This window comes from Streptomyces sp. NPDC048018, from assembly GCF_043202995.1.
GTDB lineage: Bacteria > Actinomycetota > Actinomycetes > Streptomycetales > Streptomycetaceae > Streptomyces.
Genome location: NZ_JBIDBK010000003.1, coordinates 682001 through 701840 on the forward strand (window position 1 = coordinate 682001; position 19840 = coordinate 701840).

The window sequence follows — 19840 nt, forward strand, 5'->3', positions numbered from 1 at the left end:
GCCGGGTCCCCGGACGGGTCGAAGCGTCGCATCACACTGAGCGTCCCACTCGGCCGGGCGGGCCGAGCAGGACGCTGAGTCACATCAGCATCTGCCGCGCGAAACCGCCCCCCGCGTGGGATTTCTCGTGTGCCCGGCCACGAGCGGGCCCCCTCGGCACGTAGGCTCACGACGGCGCGGCACATGCGACAAGGAGGACCCATGAACGCCACCGAGGAAGGCCGGCAGCGGCTGGACGAGGCCGACGTCCTCAACGCGAAGCGGACTCTCGTCCAGCTCCTCGCCCGGGCAGGGGTGTACTCGGGTGACGCCGAGGAGCTCATCGGGCTCGTCGAGGCCGGGGCGCTCACCCTGGCCCACGAGGACCTCGACACCCTCGCGCGGAACGCCCCCGCCGGTAAGGGCGAGGCCTACGCGTCCGGCTGGCTCGACGGCGCGGGCACGGCCGCGGACGAGCTCGGCGCCCTCGCCGAACGGACCCTGCGCCGGGCGGTCCGCTCCGAAGAGCCGAGCGCGGAGACGGAACCGCACCCCCGGGTCGGCCGGATGGAGCTGGAGCGGGCGAAGGTCGTGGTCCTGCCGCTCTACCTGTCCTTCACGACCGTCTCCGACCTCGACCCGGAGGTCTCCGAGCAGATCCTCACGGCCGTCCTCGGCACGATGAGCGCCCGTCAGCGGGCGGGATACGCGGGCCGGCTCACCGGGTTCGCCACGACGCACCGAGACCGGGTGGAGCGGATGTACGCCGAGTACGGCCCCGGCAGCCCGATCGCCATCCACGGCCGCTACTCCCTGCTCCACTCCCCCACGAGCATCGCCGTCCTGGAACGCCTGACCACGGTGCCGGACCCGCTGCGCGGGGAGTGGGACGCGGCCGAGCTCCCGCCCGCGTGGCTGGAGGGCCTGACGACGGCGTGGGAGTCGGCGGCGTGACGGACGGACCGGAGCGCGCCGTGACCCGCCGCGCCACACAACCCGCCCTGCCGGCCGTCGCGTTCGTGGACACGGACCGGGTCGACTTCGTCGAGCACCCGCCCCCGCCCCTGACCGCCGCGGAGGGCCGCGCGGTGGACCGCCTCTGGGCGGAGACGACGGCGCGCAACCCGGCGACCTTCGACGGCCCGCTCGTGGCGAGCCTGGGCCTCGACCGCCCGGCACCCGGTCGCGTGTCGGTGCGCTGGGCCAGGACGACCTACCGCCACCGGGCCCTGCGCCGACTCCGACCGCCCGGAGAGGTCCCGGGATCCGTCTTCGTGACCGTGCTGCTGCCGACCGAGGAGGGCCTGACGGTGGGCCGCGGCTCCCCCGCCACCGCCGCACCGGGCCGCTGGACCCTGCCGGGCGGTGCGGCGGAGCCGCCGCCCGAGGGGCGCCCCCTGGACCTGGCGGCGCTCCGCGCGCACGCCGTCCGGGAGCTGGCCGAGGAACTCGGCGTCCACGCGGCCGAGTCGGAACTGCGGCTGAGCGCGCTCACCCGCGGCGCCCGCTTCGGCAGCCTCGGATTCCACTTCCTCGCCCCGCCGGTGCCGGCCGGGCTGGTACGCCGCCACCATGCCCGCCTCGCCGCCGCGGAGTCGGCTCACGGCATCGGACCGGAACTGGACACGATCGCGTTCGTGACCGGTCCGGACCGGCCGGAGACCGTCCTCGCACGGTGCGCCGACTACCTCCCCCAGCTGCTCGACCGCCACTTCACCCGCGCGGACCGAGGCGGGGGAGGCGCCGCTCACGACAGGACCGGGCGTACGCCGTAGCGGTAACGGGGCGGGGGGATCGACCCGTCGAACCGAACCCTCCGGCGCACCGCCCGGTCCGTGCCGTTCCGACGCCGCGCCCCGTGCAGGGGGTTCGCGTCGCGAGAGACATCCTGGCCGGACGCCCGAGCGGGCCACCAGTCGGCCTGCCCTGCGGGAACACGCGATGGCGCGATCACGCCACGCCGCCGGCCCCGCCCGCGCACCTACGATGAGCGGGCGGGAAGTCAGCGTCGGCGGAGAGGACACGCGCGCATGCGGCGGCTGGGGGACCTCGAGGCGGAGATCATGGACCGCTTCTGGAGGTGGCACCGCGGGGCCACCGTGCGCGAGGTCGTCGACGACATCAACCGGCACCGGGACGTGGCCTACACGACCGTCACCACGGTGACGACGATCCTCTTCCACAAGGGCCATCTCACCCGCTTCCGCGAGGGCCGCGTCTGGGTGTACGAGGCCGCGGCCACCCGTGAGACCTATGCCGCCGCCCTGATGGAGGACGGCCTGTCCGCCGCCGAGGACCGCCCGACGGCCCTCACCCATTTCGTCCGCGGTCTCACCGCTGCCGAACGTGCCGCCCTCCAGGGGGCGTTGCACGCGGTGGACCCCCGACCGGGGCGCTGAACGGACAGGGCCCCGACGTCCCGGGTCAGTGACCCGGCGCCACCTGGAGCTCGGGGCGCAGGCTGCCGGGCGGCAGGCCCAGTTCGCGTTCCGCGACGCGGAAGGTGAGCGTGTCGAGGACCGGGTGGACGGACACGGCGTCCCCGTCTGCGTTGGCGTGGGAGTCGAGGCCGTCGATCGTGACGAGGAGGACCACACAGGCGGCCGACGGATCGTCGGTGCTGAAGTCGCCGGTGCGGACGCCGTCCTCGATGAGGCCGGTGAGCTCCGCGCGCATGATCGCCTCCTGTTCGGCGACGACGGCCCGCAGGTTCGGGCGGTAGCGCGCGAGATGGCGGGCGTTGAGCCAGAGGCGGCCGAGGTCGGCGAAGTCCGCGTCGCCGATGCGGGCGAGGAAGCGCGCCAGGCGGCGGACCGGGGGCAGTCCCTCGTCGGAGGCCGGCAGCAGGGCGGCGCGTTCCCGGGTGACGGCGCGGGCGAAGGCCTCGCACAGCAGCAGGTCGATCGTGGCGAAGTAGTGGCCGATCAGACCGGGCCTTACCCCCAGCTCGGCGGCGACCTGGTGCGTGGTGACCCGTTCCAGTCCGTGCACCAGCGCCAGACGGGCGGCGGCGTCCAGGATCTCGGCGCGGCGCTCGGCGGGCGGTTTGCGGGTCCGCTTGCTCCCGGGGGTTGACGTCACACGGAACAGACTATTGGATGGCGCACCAACAAGCTATTGGTTACACAACCAATAAAGCTTGGCGCTACTCCCGCCTCCGCCTCCCCGCAGCTTCCTCCCCGGCCCGCCGTCCCCGGCCCGGCCTCCCCAGCCCGCCTCCCGCCTTCCCGGCCCGGCCTCCCCAGCCCGCCTCCCGCCTTCCCGTCCCGCCCGTCCCAGCCCGCCCGCCCGGGCCCGAGCCCCGCCCCGGGCCACGCCTCCCCCGCCCCCCTCCCCGGACAAAGGACCCCTGCCATGGCCCCCAACCCCCCGCCCCACGACGTGGTCCGCCCCGCCGGCGGAGCGGTCGGCGGTGTCGACCGTGCCGGTCAGGTCGAGACCCGCGGCATCGACTGCGTGCCCGAGGCCGAACGGCACGGATCACCGCGCGAGCTCTTCGCGATCTGGGCCGCCCCCAACGTCAGCTACCTCAGCTTCGTGGTCGGCGCCACGCTCGTCCTGATCGGCCTGCCCCTCGTCGAGGCGCTGGCCGTGATCATCGGCGGTAACCTCCTCTGGCTGCTCACCGGCTTCGTCGCGATCAGCGGCCCCGCCTCGGGCACCACCGGCTCGGTCGTCTCGCGGGCGATCTACGGCGTCCTCGGCAACAAGATCGTCGTCGCCCTCACCGGCTGGCTGATCTCCGCCCTCTACCTCGCGCTCAACTGGTCCGCCGCCTCCGTCGCCGGCATCGGGCTCGCGGGCCGGCTCGGTCTGGCCGAGTCGGCCGCCCTCGACGCCGTCGTGATCTGTCTGATCGCCGGCGTCACCATCCTCATCGCGATCTACGGCCACGCCACCATCGTGCGCCTCTACTCGGCCCTGACCGTCCTGCTCACCGGCGTCTTCCTCGTCGTCTCGGCGCTCGTGGTCGCCCACGCCGACTGGGCGTACGCACCGGCCGAGCCGCTCACGGGCACGGCCCACGCCGTCGCCCTCGCCTCCGGCTTCACCCTCGTCGCCTCGGCGCCCCTCTCGTACGCCAACAGCCCCGACCTCGCCCGCTACCTGCCCCGCGACAGCAGCAACACGGCGATCACCCTGTGGACGGCGGCCGGCGCCTTCCTGCCGAGCGTCCTGTTCACCGCCGTCGGGGCGCTCGCGGCCACGACCCTCGACATGAGCGACCCCCAGGGCGCCCTGGAAAGCGTCATGCCCGGCTGGTTCGCGCCCCTGTTCGTCCTCGGCGTCGTCGTGAACACGATGGCCAACAACGGCATGACCGCCTACAGCGCCGGCCTCTCGGTGCAGTCGATCGGCGTCCGGCTCCCCCGCGTGGCGGCCGTCCTGGTCGTCGGCGTCATCGGCACCGCCATGACGCTCTTCTCGATCCTCGTCTTCGACTTCCTCACCGCCGTCAACGCCATGATGGAGCTCGTCGTGATCGTCACCGGGCCCTGCATGGCCGTGTACGCGACCGACGTCGTGCTGCGCCGCAACCGCTACGACGGCCCCGCGCTCCACGACCAGCGCCGGACCGGACCGTACTGGTACCGCGGCGGCGTCAACCGGGCCGGCGTCCTCGCCACCCTCCTCGGCTCCGGCGCGGCCGCGCTCTGCGCCAGTTCCACCTTCTGGGCCGGCCCCGTCTCCGCGGGCCTCGACGGCCTCAACCTGGCCGTCCCGGTCGGCGTGCTCGGCTCGGCCGCCCTCTACTGGGCACTGTCCCGGGCCTTCGGCACCCTGCCCGCCCCGGCGCCCGCCCTCGCGCCCGCCCGCGACTGACACCCGCGCCGCACGCGCCCCGTACCGCCGCACCTCAGGAGCCAGACCGTGACCGAGCCGGACCCCCTGCCCTCCGCCGCATCCCCGGCGTCCCCCGCTCCCTTCGCCGCCTCCGCCGCTTCCCCCGCTCCCTCCGCCGCATCCCCGTCACCGACGCCCTCCGGCTCCCCCGCCGCCGTCGCCGCCTTCCCCTTCCCGCGCCCCGCGCACCGGCCGCACGTGGCGGTCGCGGACGCCGACCCCCGCCGGCGCGGGCGCGACCGGGGCCGGCAGCTCGTCCCCGCCCTGCACGGCGGGCTGGAGACGTACGACCGGCTCTTCGCCCTGGGCGGCATCCGGCCGGAGACCGTCCGCGACGACGCCTGCCGGGCGCTCGACGCCGTCGACGCCTTCCGGCCCGCGCTGCGCGAGCAGATCGAGGGCATCGCCGAGGGCGCCGGCGTCGAGCCCTGGCGCATCGCCGCGCTCAACGCCCGAACCGAGATCCTCGCCCGCTCGGCCGCCGTCCCGCCGGGCGAGTGCTCGACGATCGTCCGCGCGGGCCGGACGCCCGACGGCGCCGGGCGCACCCACGTGGGCGTCCAGACGTGGGACTGGCACGTCGAGCTGAGCCCGTACTGGCACACCGTGGAGTCCGGCGGCGGGGCCCACCGCTACGCCGGCCTCAGCGAGCACGGGATCCTCGCCAAGATCGGCGTGAACAGCGGCGGACTCGCCCTGCACTTCAACATCCTCGGGCACGCGGACGACCGGGCCGGGGGCCTCCCCGTGCACGTGCTCGCGGCGCTCGTCCTGGAAGAGGCCGGGAGCGTCGCGCACGCGCGGGAGCTCGTCGAGTCCGCACCGCTCTCCTCCTCCGGTTCCTTCCTGCTCTTCGACACCGCAAGCGCCGTGCTGCTCGACCTGAGCCCGGTGGGCGTCTTCGAGGCGCCCCCGGTGGCTCCGGGCATCCACCTGCGCACCAACCACTTCCTCACCCCGGCCCCCGCCAGGCGCGAGAAGACCTGGCTCTACCAGCCGGACTCCGGGGAGCGCTTCGGCTTCCTCCGCGAGCGCCTGACCCGCGCCGGCGGCGAGGGGCGGGACGACGGCACGGGCCCGGACGGCCGAGCGGGCCTGCACGACGGTGCGGGCGAGGCCGGAGCGGCCCCCGGCGCCGTACCGCCGCTGCCCGTGGCCGCCGAAGGGCTGCCGCGGGCCCTGGTCACCGGCCCGGGCGAGCCGCCCGTCACCTGTGTCCCCGACCCGGCCGCGCCGACGGGCCGGCGCTGGGCGAGCCTCGCGACGGTCGTGCTCGACCCTGCCGCCCGTACGGCACGGGTGCTGGACGGCACGCCCGCCGAGCAGTTCACCCGACCCTGGATCACGCTCCGGGCGTGACCCGCCGCCCCGTGAGGGCGAGTCCGCCGACGAGGGCGGCGAGCACGAGGGCGCCGGTGCCGCACCACAGGCTCATGGCGTACGCACCGGACAGGCGCTCCAGGGGGCCCTCGCCGTACACGGCGGCGAGCGCGGTGCCGAAGACGGCGACGCCCATCGCCGCGCCCAGCTGCCCGACGGCCGCGACCGCTCCCGCACTGCCGCCCGGCCCGGCCTGGGCCGGCGCGGCAGGGGCGCCGGTGGCGAGGTCGTAGAGCGGGGGGAGGGCGAGACCGACGCCACCGCCGATGAGCAGCAGCGCGGGCAGCACGACCGGCAGGTAGGCGCCGCTGACCGGGGCGACCGCGAGGACCGCGAGCCCGGCGCCCGTCAGGGCCGTGCCCGTCACGACCAGCATCCGGGGTGCGGTGGGCGAGGCCGCCCGGGCGGCGATGAGCGTCGCCGTCAGGACGGCCGCGACGACCAGCGGCAGCGCGCCCAGGCCGACGGTCAGGGGGGACTGGCCCAGCACGAACCGGAGCCGGAAGGACAGCGCTCCGTGGAAGGCGTACGTGCCGATGCCGAGCAGGACCAGGATGCCGAGCGCACCGGCCCGGCGAGGGTCCTTGAGCGCGTGCGCGGGAAGGAGCGGGGCGGACGAGGCGCTCTGCGACCAGAGGAAGGCGGCGCCCAGCAGGAGTCCCGCCGCGAGGGGCACCAGGGTCGCCGGCTCGGCCCAGCCGTACTCGCCGACCTCGCCGAGTCCGTAGCAGAGGGCCCCGAGCCCGAGGGTGCCCAGCACCACCCCGGCGGGATCGAAGCGGGTGCCGGCCGGTGCGGCGGGTGCGGACACCAGGGTCAGCGTGCCGATCAGGGCGACGACCGCGAGGGGGACCGCGCCGTAGAAGGCCATCCGCCAGCTGAGCAGCTCGGTCATCGCCCCGCCGGCGAGCATCCCGAGGGCCGTGCCGCCGGCGACCACCCCGGCGAAGACGCCGAAGGCCGTACGCCGTTCCCTGGCGTCGGTGAAACCGCCGGCCACGAGGGAGAGGGCGGCGGACGTGAGCAGCGCCGCGCAGACGCCCTGGAGGAGCCAGCCCGCGACGAGCAGCGCCGGCGAGGGCGCCGTACCGGCGAGCAGGGCGGCGACCACGATGCCGGACAGGCCGATGACCAGCGTCCTGCGGCGCCCGGCGAGGTCGCAGAGGTGACCGCCGAACAGGGCCAGGGCGCCGAGGGAGACCGCGTAGGCCCGGAAGATCCCGTGGACCGTGTTCATGTCCAGGCCGAGGTCGGCCTGGATGACCGGCACGACCTGGCCGAGGAGGGTTCCCTGCAGCACCACGAGCAGCTGCACCAGCACCGCCACCCCGAGTCCCCACCAGCGCCGGGGGTCCGGGGCGGGGACGAGATGCGCCGGGGTGGTGGTCCCGGACCACACTCCCCCGGCCGCGGCTCCCTGCCCCGGCGGCGGCCCGAAGCCCTCCCCCACGGCGCCGGCCCCGGGTGCGGTGGGCGCGTAGGCGGGCGGCGGCGGCACGGGCCGCCCCTGCTGCCGGGCGAGGGCGATCCGGGGATCGGCCTGGGCCGGCACGACGGGCGGCTCATCCTGCACGGGAGGCGCGAAGTCCAGCAACCGGGCCGCGTGCCGTCCGAGTTGGGCCAGCACGGAGCCGGGCAGCCACTCCGAGGTGTCGTCCGTGGCGGTGGCCTCGGCGATCTCGCGCGGCGTGGGCCGCCGGGCGGGGGCCTTCTCCAGACAGGCCCGTACGAGGCCGACCAGCGGGTCCGGGACGCCGGTGAGGTCGGCCTCCTCCTCGGCCACGCGGAAGAGGTGGGCGTTCAGGCCGGTGTCGGTGGCGCCGAAGAGCATGCGTCCGGTCGCGGCGTAGACGAGCACGGCGCCGAGGCAGAACACGTCGCTGGCGGGGGTGAGTTCCAGCCCGCGGACCTGCTCGGGCGACATGAAGCCGGGCGAGCCGATCAGCATCCCGGTGCGGGTGTGCAGGCTGTCGCCGGTGAGGCTGTCCATGGCGCGCGCGATGCCGAAGTCGATGACCCGGGGCCCGTCCACGGTGACGAGCACGTTCGACGGCTTGAGGTCGCGGTGGATGAGACCGGCCTCGTGGACGGTCTGCAGGGCGAGGGCGAGGCGGTTGGCCAGCGCGCGGACGGAGTGTTCCGGCAGTGGGCCGAAGTCCTCGGCGACGACGGTGTGCAGGTCGGGCCCGGGGATGTACTGGGTCGCCACCCAGGGCACGGCGGCCTCGGGGTCGGCGTCGAGCACGTCCGCCGTCCAGCTGCTCCCGACCCGCCGCGCGGCGGCCACCTCGCGCGCGAACCGGCGCCGGAACTCGGTGTTCCCGGCGTACTCGGCCTGCACGACCTTCACGGCGACGGTGCGTCCCGCCTCCGAACGCCCGAGGTAGACGAGGCCCATGCCGCCTGCTCCCAGGCGGGCGATGAGCCGGTACGGGCCGATACGGCTGGGATCTTCCGCGGTCAACTGGTCCACGAGAAGGGAAGATAGCCGAACCGGCCGCGGGGATCGGGCGCCTTGACCCGATCAAGACCGCGCACGAGGCCTCCCCGGACGCGGCGTCCCCCCGGCGAGGCCGCCCCGGGCCGCTGGTGGCGGACGGCGGGCCGGTGACATGATCGGTGACGTGATCGTCGGGCACGACGGGGCTACGGCGGAGGATCGGGAGCGGCGGCATGCGGAACCTCGACTACGACGACGTGAAGAGCGCGACCGCACGGGTCGACGGGCAGGTCCGGCCGGTCACCGTCGCGCCCGCCGGTGCCGGCCGGGCGAGCGGCCCCGGCCACGAGCTGTTCTTCGCGCTGGAGTTCCTCCAGCACACCGGGACGTTCAAGGCGCGGGGCGCGCAGAACTTCCTGCTGGCGCACCGGGAGGCCGGGACCCTGCCCGCGGCCGGGGTGACGATCGCCTCCGGCGGCAACGCGGGCCTCGCCTGTGCCTGGGCCGCGCGTCGGCAGGACGTGCGGGCCACCGTCTTCCTGCCCGAGTCGGCGCCGAGGGTGAAGGTGGAGCGGCTCCTCGGTTACGGGGCGGACGTGCGCCTCGCCGGTACGGAGTACGCCGAGGCGCTGGCCGCCTGCGAGGAGTTCGCGGCGGAGAGCGGGGCGCTGGCCTCGCACGCGTACGACCACCCGCTCATCGCCGCCGGGGCGGGCACCCTCATGGAGGAGATCCACCAGCGGCTGCCCGACCTCGACACGCTGGTGGTCTCCGTGGGCGGGGGAGGTCTCTTCGCGGGAGTCGCCACCGCGGCACGGCAGCACGGTGTGCGGACGGTCGCCGTGGAGCCGGAACGCTGCCGGGCGCTGCACGCCGCGCTGGAGGCGGGGGCCCCGGTCGACGTCACCGTCGAGTCGGTCGCCGCCGACGCGCTCGGCGCCCGCCGGGTCTCCGCCGCGGCCCTGCACGCCGCCCGTCAGGAGGGCGTCCGCTCCGTCCTCGTCCCGGACGCGGAGATCGTACGGGCCCGGCAGGCGCTGTGGGACGAGCACCGGCTGGTCGTCGAACACGCCGCAGCCACCGCCCTCGCGGCCCTCACCGCGCCCGCCCCGGCCTACCGGCCCGCACCGGGAGAGAAGGTCTGCGTGGTCCTCTGCGGCGCCAACACCGACCCCACGGACCTGGTCTCCCCTCAGTAGCAGCGGCGGCGCGGGTCCGTTGGATACTCGCCCCATGACGCAGCCCCCGGAGCCCGCGCCCGCCGCTCCTCCCGCCCCCGTCGCCTTCGCCACGCTCAAGATCCGTGTCGGCGCCCTCGTCTACTGCGGGAACGAGGTCGCGCTCATCCGGCGGGACCGGCCCGGGTCTGTCCACTACTCGCCCCCGGGCGGCAACGTCGAGCCGGGCGAGGACCTCCGGGACGCGCTCGCCCGTGAGCTCGCGGAGGAGCTGGGGCTCGACGTCGACGATGCCGACGGGGGCGAGCTGGTGTGGACGGTGGACCAGCGGGTGAGCCGGCCCGGGCCCACTCCGCCGCCGCGCAAGCTCCACCTGATCCACCGTCTGCGGGTCGCTCCGGCGGTCCGGGCCGGTCTGGCCACCGTGGAGTACGACGAACTGCCGGACGGCGGGCACGAGGCGGGGGACATCGTGTGGATCGACCACCGGGAGACCGCGCACCTGCCGCTCTTCCCGCCTCTCGGCCCCCACCTGGCGCGGCTGGGCCCGTACGACACGGTCGCCGACGCGGCCCTCCCCGCGGTCACCGACGCCACCTACCGGTGGGTGTAGCCCGCGCGGAGCGGGGGCGGGGGTCGGCGAGTGGCGGCCCCGGTCGGGGGAATGTGTCGGCAGCGGCGTGGGCGGGCGGCGCCGGGGTGGTACGTCGATGGCCATGCAGCCTGGCTCGGCCCCCTCGGTCGCCCCCCTCCTCCGTACGGCCGCCGCCTACGCATGGCGTGTGCTCGTCGTCGGCGGACTCGTCTACGCGTTGTTCGCCGTGCTCGGGCGGTTCCACGAGATCGGTGTGGCCGTGTTCCTCGGCCTGGTCGTCACCGCCCTGCTGCGGCCGGTCGCCGACATCGTCGCCAGGGGCATGCCCCGCCCGTTCGCGGTGGCCCTGACGCTCGTCGGCGGCATCGCGCTCGTCCTGGGCGTCCTCGCGCTGGTCGGCGAGGCGGTGGCGGGTGAGCGGACGACGCTGCTGCGCGAGTTCCGGGCGGGGATCGGGCGCATCGAGGACTGGCTGGAGCGGCCGCCGTTCCGGCTGAGCCCGGGGGCGCTGTCCGACGTCCAGTCACGGATCGGGGACTTCCTGTCGGACCACCGCTCGGCGCTGGTCAGCGAGGCGGTGAGCGGCGCGCACCGGCTCGTCGCGGTGCTGACCACGCTGGCCCTCGCGCTGTTCAGTTCCGTGTTCTTCATCCACTCCGGGGACCGGCAGTGGGCCTGGTTCCGGGACCAGCTGCCGCCGTCCGCACGGCTCCGGGCGGATGTCGGGGGGCAGGCGGCCTGGCGTACGTTCACGGGCTACACGCACGGGATCGTGCTCGTGGCCGCGACGAACGCGGTCCTCGTGGGCATCGCCCTGTGGCTGCTCGGGGTGCCGCTCGCGGTGCCGCTCGCCCTGCTGGAGTTCATGGCGGCGTTCATCCCGCTGATCGGGTCGCCGGTCGCGCTGGCGGTCGCCGCGGTCGTCGCCCTGGCGGCCAAGGGGCCGCTCGTGGCGGGGATCGTGATCGCGCTGATCGTGGTGATCGGCCAGATCGAGGGCCATCTGCTGCACCCGCTGGTGATGAGCTGGGCCGTGCGGCTGCATCCGCTGGTGGTCGCGATCTCGGTCATCGCGGGGTCGATCGCGGCCGGGATCGTCGGAGCGGTGGTGGCCGTGCCTCTCGTGTCGGTGGTCTGGGCGGTCCACACGTCCCTCCGCGAGGCCCGTGCGGCGGAGCGGGCCCTCGCGAGGGCCGCGGCGGACGGCGCGGAACCGCCGGGCGGCGGCGGGTCCTCGGACGGTGCGGGTCCGTCGGCCGGCCGGGATCCGTCAGGTGGCGGGGGCTCGGCGGCCTGAGGCGGCGATGCTGAGGACGTTGGCGGTGACGACGGCGCCGACGGCCGCCCCGTCCGCCGGGCCGAGGCCCTGCCCGAGGCCGATCCAGCCCACCGCCGCCGCGAGGACGGGGTTGACGCTCATGAAGAGGCCGAAGGCGGCGGGCGGGACGTGCCGGAGGGTGAAGAGGTCGACGAGGTAGGGGACGGCCGAGGCGAGGACGCCGGCCGCGACGGCGTAGCCGAGGGACGCGGCGGTGGGCGGATGGCGCAGGGCGACGACCAGGCCGACGGGCAGGAACATCAGCGCGGACAGGCCCGCGGCGGCGGCGCTGCCCTGCGCGCCGGGGACGCGGCTGCCGACGGTGCGGTTGAGCAGGATGTACGAGGCCCAGCAGACCGCTCCGAGGAGGCCGAAGCCCATGCCGACGTAGTCGGTGGTGGGCTGCGGGCGCATGAGGGTGACGACGCCGGCCGCGGCGAGCACCGCGCAGCAGGCGTCGACGCGGCGGCGGGTCGCGGCCAGGGCGATGGCGAGCGGGCCGAGGAACTCCAGGGTGACGGCGAGTCCGAGGCCCACCCGGTCGATGGCCGTGTAGAGGGAGAGGTTCATCGTGCCGAAGACGACCGCGAGCAGGATCACCGGCTGCCACTGGCGGCGGGTGAACGAGCGCAGCCGCGGGCGGCCGACGGCGAGGAGGACGATCGCGGCGACGTACTGGCGGACGGCGACCACCCCGACCGGGCCGAGCACGGGGAACGCGAGGGATCCGGTCGCGGCGCCGATCTGGTTGGACAGGCCGCTGCCGAGCATGGCGGCCACCCCGGCGGGGGACGTGCGGTGCGAGGTCTCGGCGGGGATCCGCGCCGGGGCGGTGGCAGGAGCTGCGGGCATGGAGCCGATCGTCCTCGGCGCCCGAGCTTGCACAAAATGCATGACCGGAAGAGATCTATACGCTTGGCGTATGCATGTGGAACTGCGGCAGCTGCGCTGTCTCGTGGCGATCGTCGACGAGGGAAGCTTCACGGACGCGGCCCTCGCCCTCGGCGTCTCGCAGGCGGCGGTGTCACGGACCCTTGCCTCGCTGGAACAGACGCTGGGCGTGCGCCTGTTGCGCCGCACCTCCCGTTCGGTGACGCCCACCGCGACGGGCATACGGGTGGTGGCGCACGCCCGGCGGGTGCTGGCCGCGGCGGACGAGCTGGTCCGGGAGGCGGGTTCCGGGGAGCGGGTGCTGCGGATCGGTTACGCCTGGTCGGCGCTGGGGCGGCACACGCCGGCGTTCCAGCGGGGATGGGTGGCGGCGCAGCCGGGGACGGAGCTCCACCTGGTCCGGGTGAACTCGCCGACCGCGGGGCTGGCCGAGGGTTCCTGCGATCTCGCGGTGCTGCGCAGGCCGCTGGAGGACCGGCGCTTCGACTCGGCGATCGTGGGCCTGGAGCGGCGGTTGTGTGCGATGGCGGCCGACGAGCCGCTGGCCAGGCGCCGTTCGGTCCGGCTCGCCGATCTCAGCGGACACACCCTGCTGATCGACCGCCGCACGGGCACCACGACGCCGGAGCTGTGGCCGCCGGACTCCCGGCCGGCCACGGAGGAGATCCACGACGTCGACGACTGGCTCACCGCGATCTCCACGGGCCGCCGCATCGGCATGAGCGCGGAGGCCACGGCCAGCCAGTACCGCCGGCCCGGTGTCGTCTACCGCCCGGTGCGCGATGCCGAACCGGTCGCGGTGCGGCTCGCCTGGTGGCGGGACGACCCGCATCCCGCGGCCCAGGCCGTGATCGAGCTGCTGACCGGGCTCTACCGCGCGGGGTGAGGCGGGCGGGCGCCGGGGGCCGGCTGGGGGGCGTCAGAGAACGTCGGCGGCGCGCAGGCCCGCGATGGCGTCCGGCCCGTATCCCAGCTCCGTCAGGATGCGCTCGGTGTGCTCGCCGACCGCGGGAACGGGATCCATCCGCGGGCTCGTGCCGGACAGGTCGGCCGGCGGCAGCAGGGCCGGGATCCGGGCGCCGCCGGGTATGCCGACGTCCCGCCAGCGTCCGCGGGCGTCGAGGACGGGGTGCGCCAGGAACTCCGTCATGTCGTTGACCCCCGCGTTGGCGATGCCCGCCTCGTCGAGGAGCTTCATCGCGGCGCCGCTGTCGAGGCCGGTGAACCGCTCGGCCACGAGGGCGTCGAGCTCCTCGCGGTGGGCGACCCGGGCGGATCCGGTGGCGAACCGCGGGTCCGCCGCCAGCTCCGGCCGCTCCAGGAAGCGCGCGCACAGCGCGGTCCACTCGCGCTCGTTCTGGATGGAGAACAGCACGTCCTTGCCGTCGGCCGCGGTGAAGGCGCCGTAGGGGGCGATGGTGGCGTGCCGGGTCCCGATGCGCGGGGGCTGGGTGCCGCCGAACCGCGTGTAGTACGCGGGCTGGTGCATCCACTCGGCGAGCGCCTCGAACAGGGAGACCTCGACGGCGCGGGCGACTCCGGTGGTGGCGCGGGTGAACAGGGCGGTGAGCACACCGGTGTAGAGGTACATGCCGGCGGCGATGTCGGCGACGGACACCCCGGCGCGGGCCGTGCCGTGCTCGTTGCCGGTGAGGGAGACGAGGCCGGTCTGACACTGGACGAGCAGGTCGTACGCCTTGCGGTCGGCCCACGGCCCGCTGGTGCCGTAGCCGGAGAGCCCCGCCGTGATCAGCGAGGGAAAGCGCTCGGCGAGCGACTCGGGGGCGAGGCCGAGGCGGGCGGCGGCGCCCGGCGCGAGATTCTGCACGAACACGTCCGCCCCGGCGAGCAGCCGCTCCAGGACCTCGCGGCCCCCGGGCGTCTTCAGGTCGAGCGTGATCGACTCCTTGGACCGGTTCAGCCACACGAAGTAGCTGGACTCGCCGTGCACGGTCGTGTCGTAGCGACGCGCGAAGTCGCCGTCGCCCGGACGCTCGATCTTGATCACCCGGGCGCCGAGATCGGCCAGCTGGCGCGTGGCGAAGGGGGCCGCCACCGCCTGTTCGAGGCTGACGACGGTGATGCCGGACAGCGGCAGGTCCGGGGGAAGACCGGTCATCGGGCGACCTCCTGGGGCCGTGGTGTGCGCCGGGGTGCGCAACGCGTGGGGTGCGGTCAGCGTATGACGGCGCTCGACAGGGCGTGCAGGCGGAGGGCCAGCTGGATCTCCAGGGAGCGCGAAGGGGACTGCCAGTCGGGACCCAGCAGGCGCCCTATCCGCTCGATGCGCTGGGCCACCGTGTTCACGTGGACGTGGAGGTCGTCCTTCGTGCGGGCCGGGCTCATGCCACTGGCGAAGTAGGCGTCCATCGTGCGCACGAGGTCCGTGCCCCGCCGCCGGTCGTAGGCGACGACCTGGCCGATGGTGCGCTCGACGAAGCCCTCGATGTCACGGGTGTCGGCGAGGAGCAGGCCGAGGAAGCCGAGGTCCTCGGCGGCCGCGCCCTCGCCCTGCCGCTGCAGCAGGCGCAGCGCGTCGAGGCAGCGGCGCGCCTCCTCGTAGGCGGGCCCCACCCGCCCGGGGTGGGCGAGGGGGGCGGTGACCGGGGCGGAGGCGCCGACGGTCACCGGTTCGTGGAGCGCGCCGCCCAGGTGCTTCGCGGTCTGCCGGGCCAGTTCGGCAGCGGACTCGCCGGGGCCGAGGGGAAGCAGCAGGACCGTGCCGCCGTCGCGAGCGGAGGCCAGTCCGTGACGGGTGGCGGCCAGGTGGGAGGCGGCGGAGCGCAGCCGCTGGCGGTCGGCGCTCTCCCGGCCGCCGGTGTCCGCCTCGGCCCCGGCGCCGGCCCGGTCGATGCGGGCGGCGAGCACCACGTGGGGGGCGTCCGTGTCGGTGCGCAGCCGCGCGGCCCGTTCGCGCAGCCGCCCCGGGTCGCGGTCGGGCGCGTCGAGGAGGTCGTCGAGCAGTTCGCCGCGGACCCGCTGCTCGGCCTCGCCGGCGGAGCGGCGGGCGAGCAGCAGCAGGGAGGTGACGAGGGCGGCCCGCTCCAGGGTGCGCAGGTCGACGGGGTCGAGGTCGGGGCGCTCGCGCAGGACGAGGGCGCCGAGGGTCTCGCCGCCGGCGGAGACGGCCGCGACCCAGTCGTCGCCGTCACGGCCCGCGTGGCCCTCGGCGATCCTGGCGGGCGCGGGCCGCTCCTCGACGAACTCGACGGCGCCGCCGAGCACCTCGGAGACGGCCGCGGCCACGTCGTGGACCCCGCCGCCGCGGAGCACGAGTTCGGTGAGCCGGTCGTGGACCTCGGAGGCCCGCTCGATGACGCCGCTGTGCTCGCGGATGATGTCGTTGGCCCGCTCCAGCTCGGCGAGGGCGGAGCGCGTCTCGGCGAGCAGGTTGGCGGTGTCGATGGCGACGGCCGCGTGCGCGGCGAACGAGCCGAGCAGGGCGACCTGCTCCCGCTCGAAGACCCGGGCCCGGCGGTCGGCGGCGAAGAGCACGCCGATGACCTGGCTGCCCAGGGTGAGCGGCACGCCGAGGATCGCCACGAGTCCCTCGTCGCCGACGGCGCTGTCGATGGACTCGGTGTGCTGGAAGCGTTCGTCGCGGAAGTAGTCGTCGGTGACGTAGGGCCGGGCGGTCTGGGCCACCAGTCCGCCGAGCCCCTCCCCCATGCCGAGCCTGACCTGCTGGAACCGGGCGGAGACGGAACCCTCGGTGACCCGCATGTAGGTGTCGCCCCGCACCGGGTCGTGGAGGCTGAGGTAGGCGACCTCGGTGCCGAGCAGGGAGCGGGCGCGCTGCACGATGGCGCGCAGCACGTCGTCGAGGTCGCGCAGGCCCGCGAGGTCGTGGGCGGTCTCGAAGAGCGCCGACAGCTCGGCCTCGCGCCGGCGCCGGCCCTCCAGCTCGGCCCGGACCCTGAGCGCGAGCTGCTTGGCCTGCTCCAGCCCGGCCAGCTCCTCGGGCCCCGCGCCGCTCGCGCGGGCGAGCAGCACGGGGCGGTCGTACGCCTCGGTGGCGGCGCCGCGGGCGAGGAGCTCCAGGTAGGCGGCCTGTTCGTGGGTCATGGTCACAGGGATACCTGTCGTACGGGGGGTCGCACCAGCCCTGTGGACAACCGCCTGTGGACAACTTTCGCGGGGCTCAGTGCGCCGTCCAGCCTCCGTCGAGGGCGAGCGAGGCACCGGTCACGAAGGACGCCTGCGGGGTGCAGAGATAGAGCACCGCCTCGGCGACCTCCTCGGGCTCGATGAGCCGCTTGAGCGCGGAGTCCTTCAGCAGCACCTCGGACAGCACCCGCTCCGCGGGGATCCCGTGGGCGGCGGCCTGGTCGGCGATCTGGCGCTCGACGAGGGGCGTGCGCACATAGCCGGGGTTGACGCAGTTGGAGGTGACGCCGTGCGGGGCGCCCTCCAGGGCGGCGGTCTTGGAAAGGCCTTCCAGACCGTGCTTGGCGGCGACGTACGCGGACTTGTAGGCGGAGGCGCGCAGCCCGTGGACGGAGGAGATGTTCACGATGCGGCCCCAGCCCCGGGCGTACATCTCCGGCAGCGCGCCCCTGATGAGCCGGAACGGGGCCTCCAGCATCACGGTGAGGACCGTGTGGAAGACGTCCGGCGGGAAGTCCTCGATGGGGCGGACGAGCTGGAGCCCGGCGTTGTTGACGAGGATGTCGGCGCCCGCGGCGGCGGCCTCGGCGGCGTCGAGGTCGGTGAGGTCGAGCAGCTGGGCCTCGACCGGGCCGGGCAGTCCGACGGCGGCCCCGGACAGCGCGTCGAGCCCTTCGGCGGCCCGGTCGACGGCTCTGACCCGGGCTCCGGCCGCGGCGAGCCGCAGGGCGCAGGCCCGGCCGATGCCGCCGGCCGCGCCGGTGACGAGCGCGGTGCGCCCGGAGAGGTCGAGGGTGACGGACCCGGGGGCGGGCCGGGGCGCGGGGGCCTGGGCCGGGACGGGCCCTGATGTGGTGGGGGCGCTCATGCTCCGCACCCTATGAAGCGCCACACCCCCGACCGATGTGTGCTGGACACACAGTTCAGGTCAGGGTGGTGGTGTCGAACCATGTGGGTTCGTCCTTGAGAGCCTGCTCGATCCGGAAGTACGAGAAGCGCTTCATCTCCGGCAGCGCGTCCAGCGCGAACCAGCCGACCTCCGTGGACTCCTCGTCGTTGACCCGCGCCTCGCCGCCGACCGCGCGGCAGCGGAACGACACATCCATGAACTGGCACGTGTCACCGTTCGGGTACACGATCGGCTTCCGCAGGGTCTGCACGAGCACCACGCGCTCCACCTCGCAGCGCACGCCCGTCTCCTCGTAGACCTCCCGCACGGCGCACGCGGCGGGCTGCTCGCCCGGCTCGACGATGCCGCCCACGATGGCCCACCGGCCGGTGTCCGCCCGCCGGCCGAGCAGCACCCGCCCCCTGTCGTCGAAGACGACGGCGGAGACGCCCGGCAGGAAGAGGAGCTGGTGACCGGCGGAGGCGCGGATGTCTCGGATGAAGTCGGGGGTGCCCATGCACCGACCCTAGATCATCTCGACGGCGGCCACCCAGGCCGCTCCCCCTCAGGCGGCGCGGGCCCTGCGGGCGCGCACGGACCGGGCGGCCGACCAGCCGAGACCGGCCACGGCGACGGCCACGAGCAGCGCCTCCGGCAGGGTGCCCATCCGGGTCGCCGGGGTCAGCGAGGACCGCAGCGGCACCTTCTCGACGAGCACGTCGGGGGTGAAGAGCTTCGTCTCCGCCACGATCCTCCCGTCCGGCCGGATGACCGCGCTGACACCGCTGGTGACGGGGACGACCACGCTGCGGCTGTGCTCGACGGCGCGCACCCGCGACATCGCGAGCTGCTGGTAGGTCATCTCGCTGCGACCGAAGGTGGCGTTGTTGCTGGGCACGGTGATCAGCTGGGCGCCGTGCGTGACGGTGTCGCGCACGGCCCAGTCGAAGGCCGCCTCGTAGCAGGTCGCGAGGCCCACCTTCGTACCGGCGAGGTCGAAGACGCCGACCTTGTTCCCGGGGCCGAAGTCGCGGCGGACCCGGTCGACGTCGCTGTTGAAGAGACGGACGAAGGACCGCATCGGGATGTACTCGCCGAAGGGCTGCACGTGCCGCTTGTCGTACTCGGCGACCGGGCCCTTGTCCGGGTCCCACTGGATGAGGGTGTTGCGCAGCTTGCCGGTCTCCGGGGCGATGACGGAGCCGATCACGGTCGGCGCGTTCACCTCGCGCACGGCCTCCTCGATCACCTCGTAGGCGTCGGCGTTGGCGTACGGGTCGATGTCGGAGGAGTTCTCCGGCCAGAGCACGAAGTCGGGCTGCGGGGCGCGGCCGGCCTTCACCTCCGCGGCCAGCTCGCGGGTGCGGTTGGCGTGGTTGTCGAGGACGGCGCGCCGCTGGGAGTTGAAGTCCAGGCCGAGGCGGGGCACGTTGCCCTGCACGGCGGCGACCGTGGCGGTGCCGTCCTCCGCCGCGTCCGACACCAGCGGCAGGGCGGCGACCGCGCCGGTCACCGGGACGAGAACGGCGAGCGCGGCGGCGGCGAGCGGGCCAGCGGCAGGCGCCGTTCCGCGCCGGGCCCGCACCTGGCGCACCAGCTCGTACAGGCCGAATCCGCAGAGGGCCACCGCGAAGCCGAGCACCGGGGTGCCGCCGACGGCCGCGAGCGGCAGGAAGATCCCGTCGGCCTGGCCGAAGGCGATCTTGCCCCACGGGAAGCCGCCGAACGGCACGCGCGCGCGTGCCGCCTCGCCGAGGATCCACACGGCGGCCGCGAACACCGGCCAGGCGGGGAGCCGTGACACGGCCGCGATCCCGAGGCCGACGGCCGCGACGAACAGCGCCTCCACGGCGGCGAGCGCCAGCCACGGCACCGGGCCGACCTCCTCGCCGGTCCACACGAGCAGCGGCATCAGGAAGCCGAGCCCCGCCAGATAGCCGAGCCCGAACCCGGCCCGCAGCCGGCGCCCGCGCAGCGCCCAGCCGAGCAGGGCGAACGCGGGAAGCGCGAGCCACCACAGGGGGCGGGGCGGGAAGCTCAGGAACAACAGCACCCCGGACAGTGCGGCGGCGCCGGGCCGCGACAGCCGTCGCACCCCACGGGCCCGCTCGGGGGCGGGGACGGACTCGGGTACGTCGGCGGGTGCGATGGTGGTGCTCACGTCCGGGAGTCTACGGCGCCCGCCGGAACGCGGGGACGGCCGCCGACGCGGGGGGCG

The 19840-nt window shown here is 75.1% G+C and carries 17 protein-coding genes; 9 read left to right on the forward strand and 8 right to left on the reverse strand.

The genetic code is table 11. From position 1 onward, the window contains the following. The first annotated feature begins 201 nt into the window (after positions 1–201). The 3 genes from ACGF1Z_RS14245 (at position 202) to ACGF1Z_RS14255 (ending at position 2378) form a co-directional block, all read left to right on the forward strand. Positions 202–933, forward strand: coding sequence for a hypothetical protein (locus ACGF1Z_RS14245; protein ID WP_393003534.1), 732 nt, complete (start codon positions 202–204; stop codon positions 931–933). Next, on the forward strand, positions 930–1754 hold the full coding sequence (locus tag ACGF1Z_RS14250) for an NUDIX hydrolase (RefSeq protein ID WP_393003536.1): 825 nt from the start codon (positions 930–932) through the stop codon (positions 1752–1754). The genes ACGF1Z_RS14245 and ACGF1Z_RS14250 overlap by 4 nt, the downstream gene beginning before the upstream one ends. A 255-nt stretch (positions 1755–2009) precedes the next feature. Next, complete coding sequence (locus tag ACGF1Z_RS14255; protein ID WP_393003538.1) at positions 2010–2378, forward strand: BlaI/MecI/CopY family transcriptional regulator; 369 nt, start codon at positions 2010–2012, stop codon at positions 2376–2378. Between the two features lie 25 nt (positions 2379–2403). Here the strand turns inward: ACGF1Z_RS14255 and ACGF1Z_RS14260 are convergent, their stop codons facing one another. Continuing rightward, complete coding sequence (locus ACGF1Z_RS14260) at positions 2404–3060, reverse strand: TetR/AcrR family transcriptional regulator (protein ID WP_393003540.1); 657 nt, start codon at positions 3058–3060, stop codon at positions 2404–2406. A gap of 273 nt (positions 3061–3333) precedes the next feature. On the opposite strand from ACGF1Z_RS14260, the gene ACGF1Z_RS14265 reads away from it, so the two are divergent. Both ACGF1Z_RS14265 and ACGF1Z_RS14270 read left to right on the forward strand, forming a co-directional pair. Further along, positions 3334–4803, forward strand: coding sequence for a purine-cytosine permease family protein (locus tag ACGF1Z_RS14265; protein ID WP_393003542.1), 1470 nt, complete (start codon positions 3334–3336; stop codon positions 4801–4803). A gap of 48 nt (positions 4804–4851) precedes the next feature. Beyond that, the gene (locus tag ACGF1Z_RS14270; RefSeq protein ID WP_393003544.1) at positions 4852–6183 is read left to right on the forward strand and encodes a C45 family autoproteolytic acyltransferase/hydolase; all 1332 of its coding nucleotides are present in this window, start codon (positions 4852–4854) and stop codon (positions 6181–6183) included. Here the strand turns inward: ACGF1Z_RS14270 and ACGF1Z_RS14275 are convergent. Continuing rightward, positions 6167–8677, reverse strand: a complete 2511-nt coding sequence (locus tag ACGF1Z_RS14275; protein ID WP_393003546.1) for a bifunctional serine/threonine protein kinase/MFS transporter — start codon at positions 8675–8677, stop codon at positions 6167–6169. The genes ACGF1Z_RS14270 and ACGF1Z_RS14275 overlap by 17 nt on opposite strands. A 200-nt stretch (positions 8678–8877) precedes the next feature. Between ACGF1Z_RS14275 and ACGF1Z_RS14280 the strand changes: the two genes are divergently transcribed. From ACGF1Z_RS14280 to ACGF1Z_RS14290, 3 genes are all read left to right on the forward strand, one after another. Further along, positions 8878–9843: a threonine/serine dehydratase gene (locus ACGF1Z_RS14280; RefSeq protein ID WP_393003548.1), complete on the forward strand. Its 966-nt coding sequence runs from the start codon at positions 8878–8880 to the stop codon at positions 9841–9843. Between the two features lie 34 nt (positions 9844–9877). Further along, the gene (locus ACGF1Z_RS14285; RefSeq protein ID WP_393003550.1) at positions 9878–10435 is read left to right on the forward strand and encodes an NUDIX domain-containing protein; all 558 of its coding nucleotides are present in this window, start codon (positions 9878–9880) and stop codon (positions 10433–10435) included. 103 nt (positions 10436–10538) lie between these two features. Beyond that, on the forward strand, positions 10539–11714 hold the full coding sequence (locus ACGF1Z_RS14290) for an AI-2E family transporter (protein WP_393004175.1): 1176 nt from the start codon (positions 10539–10541) through the stop codon (positions 11712–11714). Here the strand turns inward: ACGF1Z_RS14290 and ACGF1Z_RS14295 are convergent. Then, the gene (locus ACGF1Z_RS14295; RefSeq protein WP_393003552.1) at positions 11688–12587 is read right to left on the reverse strand and encodes a DMT family transporter; all 900 of its coding nucleotides are present in this window, start codon (positions 12585–12587) and stop codon (positions 11688–11690) included. The two genes, ACGF1Z_RS14290 and ACGF1Z_RS14295, sit on opposite strands and share 27 nt — an antisense overlap. Positions 12588–12657: 70 nt before the next feature. Between ACGF1Z_RS14295 and ACGF1Z_RS14300 the strand changes: the two genes are divergently transcribed. Then, on the forward strand, positions 12658–13512 hold the full coding sequence (locus tag ACGF1Z_RS14300; protein WP_393003554.1) for a LysR family transcriptional regulator: 855 nt from the start codon (positions 12658–12660) through the stop codon (positions 13510–13512). A gap of 33 nt (positions 13513–13545) precedes the next feature. Here ACGF1Z_RS14300 and ACGF1Z_RS14305 read toward each other — a convergent pair whose 3' ends face one another. The 5 genes from ACGF1Z_RS14305 to lnt all read right to left on the reverse strand — a co-directional run bounded on the left by ACGF1Z_RS14305 (position 13546) and on the right by lnt (position 19783). Beyond that, positions 13546–14745, reverse strand: coding sequence for a CaiB/BaiF CoA transferase family protein (locus ACGF1Z_RS14305; protein WP_393003556.1), 1200 nt, complete (start codon positions 14743–14745; stop codon positions 13546–13548). A gap of 56 nt (positions 14746–14801) precedes the next feature. After that, positions 14802–16691 carry a helix-turn-helix domain-containing protein gene (locus tag ACGF1Z_RS14310; protein WP_393003558.1) on the reverse strand — a complete coding sequence of 630 codons (1890 nt, stop codon included), beginning with the start codon at positions 16689–16691 and terminating at the stop codon, positions 14802–14804. Between the two features lie 76 nt (positions 16692–16767). Beyond that, on the reverse strand, positions 16768–17601 hold the full coding sequence (locus ACGF1Z_RS14315) for a 3-hydroxybutyrate dehydrogenase (protein ID WP_393003560.1): 834 nt from the start codon (positions 17599–17601) through the stop codon (positions 16768–16770). A gap of 55 nt (positions 17602–17656) precedes the next feature. Next, a complete protein-coding gene (locus ACGF1Z_RS14320; RefSeq protein WP_393003562.1) occupies positions 17657–18139 on the reverse strand; it encodes an NUDIX domain-containing protein in 483 nt (160 codons plus the stop codon). Positions 18140–18187: 48 nt separating this feature from the next. After that, positions 18188–19783, reverse strand: a complete 1596-nt coding sequence (gene lnt, locus ACGF1Z_RS14325; RefSeq protein ID WP_393003564.1) for an apolipoprotein N-acyltransferase — start codon at positions 19781–19783, stop codon at positions 18188–18190. Between the last annotated feature and the right edge of the window lie 57 nt (positions 19784–19840).

What these genes read in the sequence shown, in the direction of transcription:
- ACGF1Z_RS14255 (WP_393003538.1), top strand. Translation starts at nt 2,010, where the DNA reads ATGCGGCGGCTGGGGGACCTCGAGGCGGAGATCATGGACCGCTTCTGG.
- ACGF1Z_RS14320 (WP_393003562.1), bottom strand. Translation starts at nt 18,139, where the DNA reads ATGGGCACCCCCGACTTCATCCGAGACATCCGCGCCTCCGCCGGTCAC.
- ACGF1Z_RS14300 (WP_393003554.1), top strand. Translation starts at nt 12,658, where the DNA reads ATGCATGTGGAACTGCGGCAGCTGCGCTGTCTCGTGGCGATCGTCGAC.
- ACGF1Z_RS14285 (WP_393003550.1), top strand. Translation starts at nt 9,878, where the DNA reads ATGACGCAGCCCCCGGAGCCCGCGCCCGCCGCTCCTCCCGCCCCCGTC.
- ACGF1Z_RS14305 (WP_393003556.1), bottom strand. Translation starts at nt 14,745, where the DNA reads ATGACCGGTCTTCCCCCGGACCTGCCGCTGTCCGGCATCACCGTCGTC.
- ACGF1Z_RS14280 (WP_393003548.1), top strand. Translation starts at nt 8,878, where the DNA reads ATGCGGAACCTCGACTACGACGACGTGAAGAGCGCGACCGCACGGGTC.
- ACGF1Z_RS14310 (WP_393003558.1), bottom strand. Translation starts at nt 16,691, where the DNA reads ATGACCCACGAACAGGCCGCCTACCTGGAGCTCCTCGCCCGCGGCGCC.
- ACGF1Z_RS14290 (WP_393004175.1), top strand. Translation starts at nt 10,539, where the DNA reads ATGCAGCCTGGCTCGGCCCCCTCGGTCGCCCCCCTCCTCCGTACGGCC.
- ACGF1Z_RS14265 (WP_393003542.1), top strand. Translation starts at nt 3,334, where the DNA reads ATGGCCCCCAACCCCCCGCCCCACGACGTGGTCCGCCCCGCCGGCGGA.
- ACGF1Z_RS14295 (WP_393003552.1), bottom strand. Translation starts at nt 12,587, where the DNA reads ATGCCCGCAGCTCCTGCCACCGCCCCGGCGCGGATCCCCGCCGAGACC.
- ACGF1Z_RS14315 (WP_393003560.1), bottom strand. Translation starts at nt 17,601, where the DNA reads ATGAGCGCCCCCACCACATCAGGGCCCGTCCCGGCCCAGGCCCCCGCG.
- ACGF1Z_RS14245 (WP_393003534.1), top strand. Translation starts at nt 202, where the DNA reads ATGAACGCCACCGAGGAAGGCCGGCAGCGGCTGGACGAGGCCGACGTC.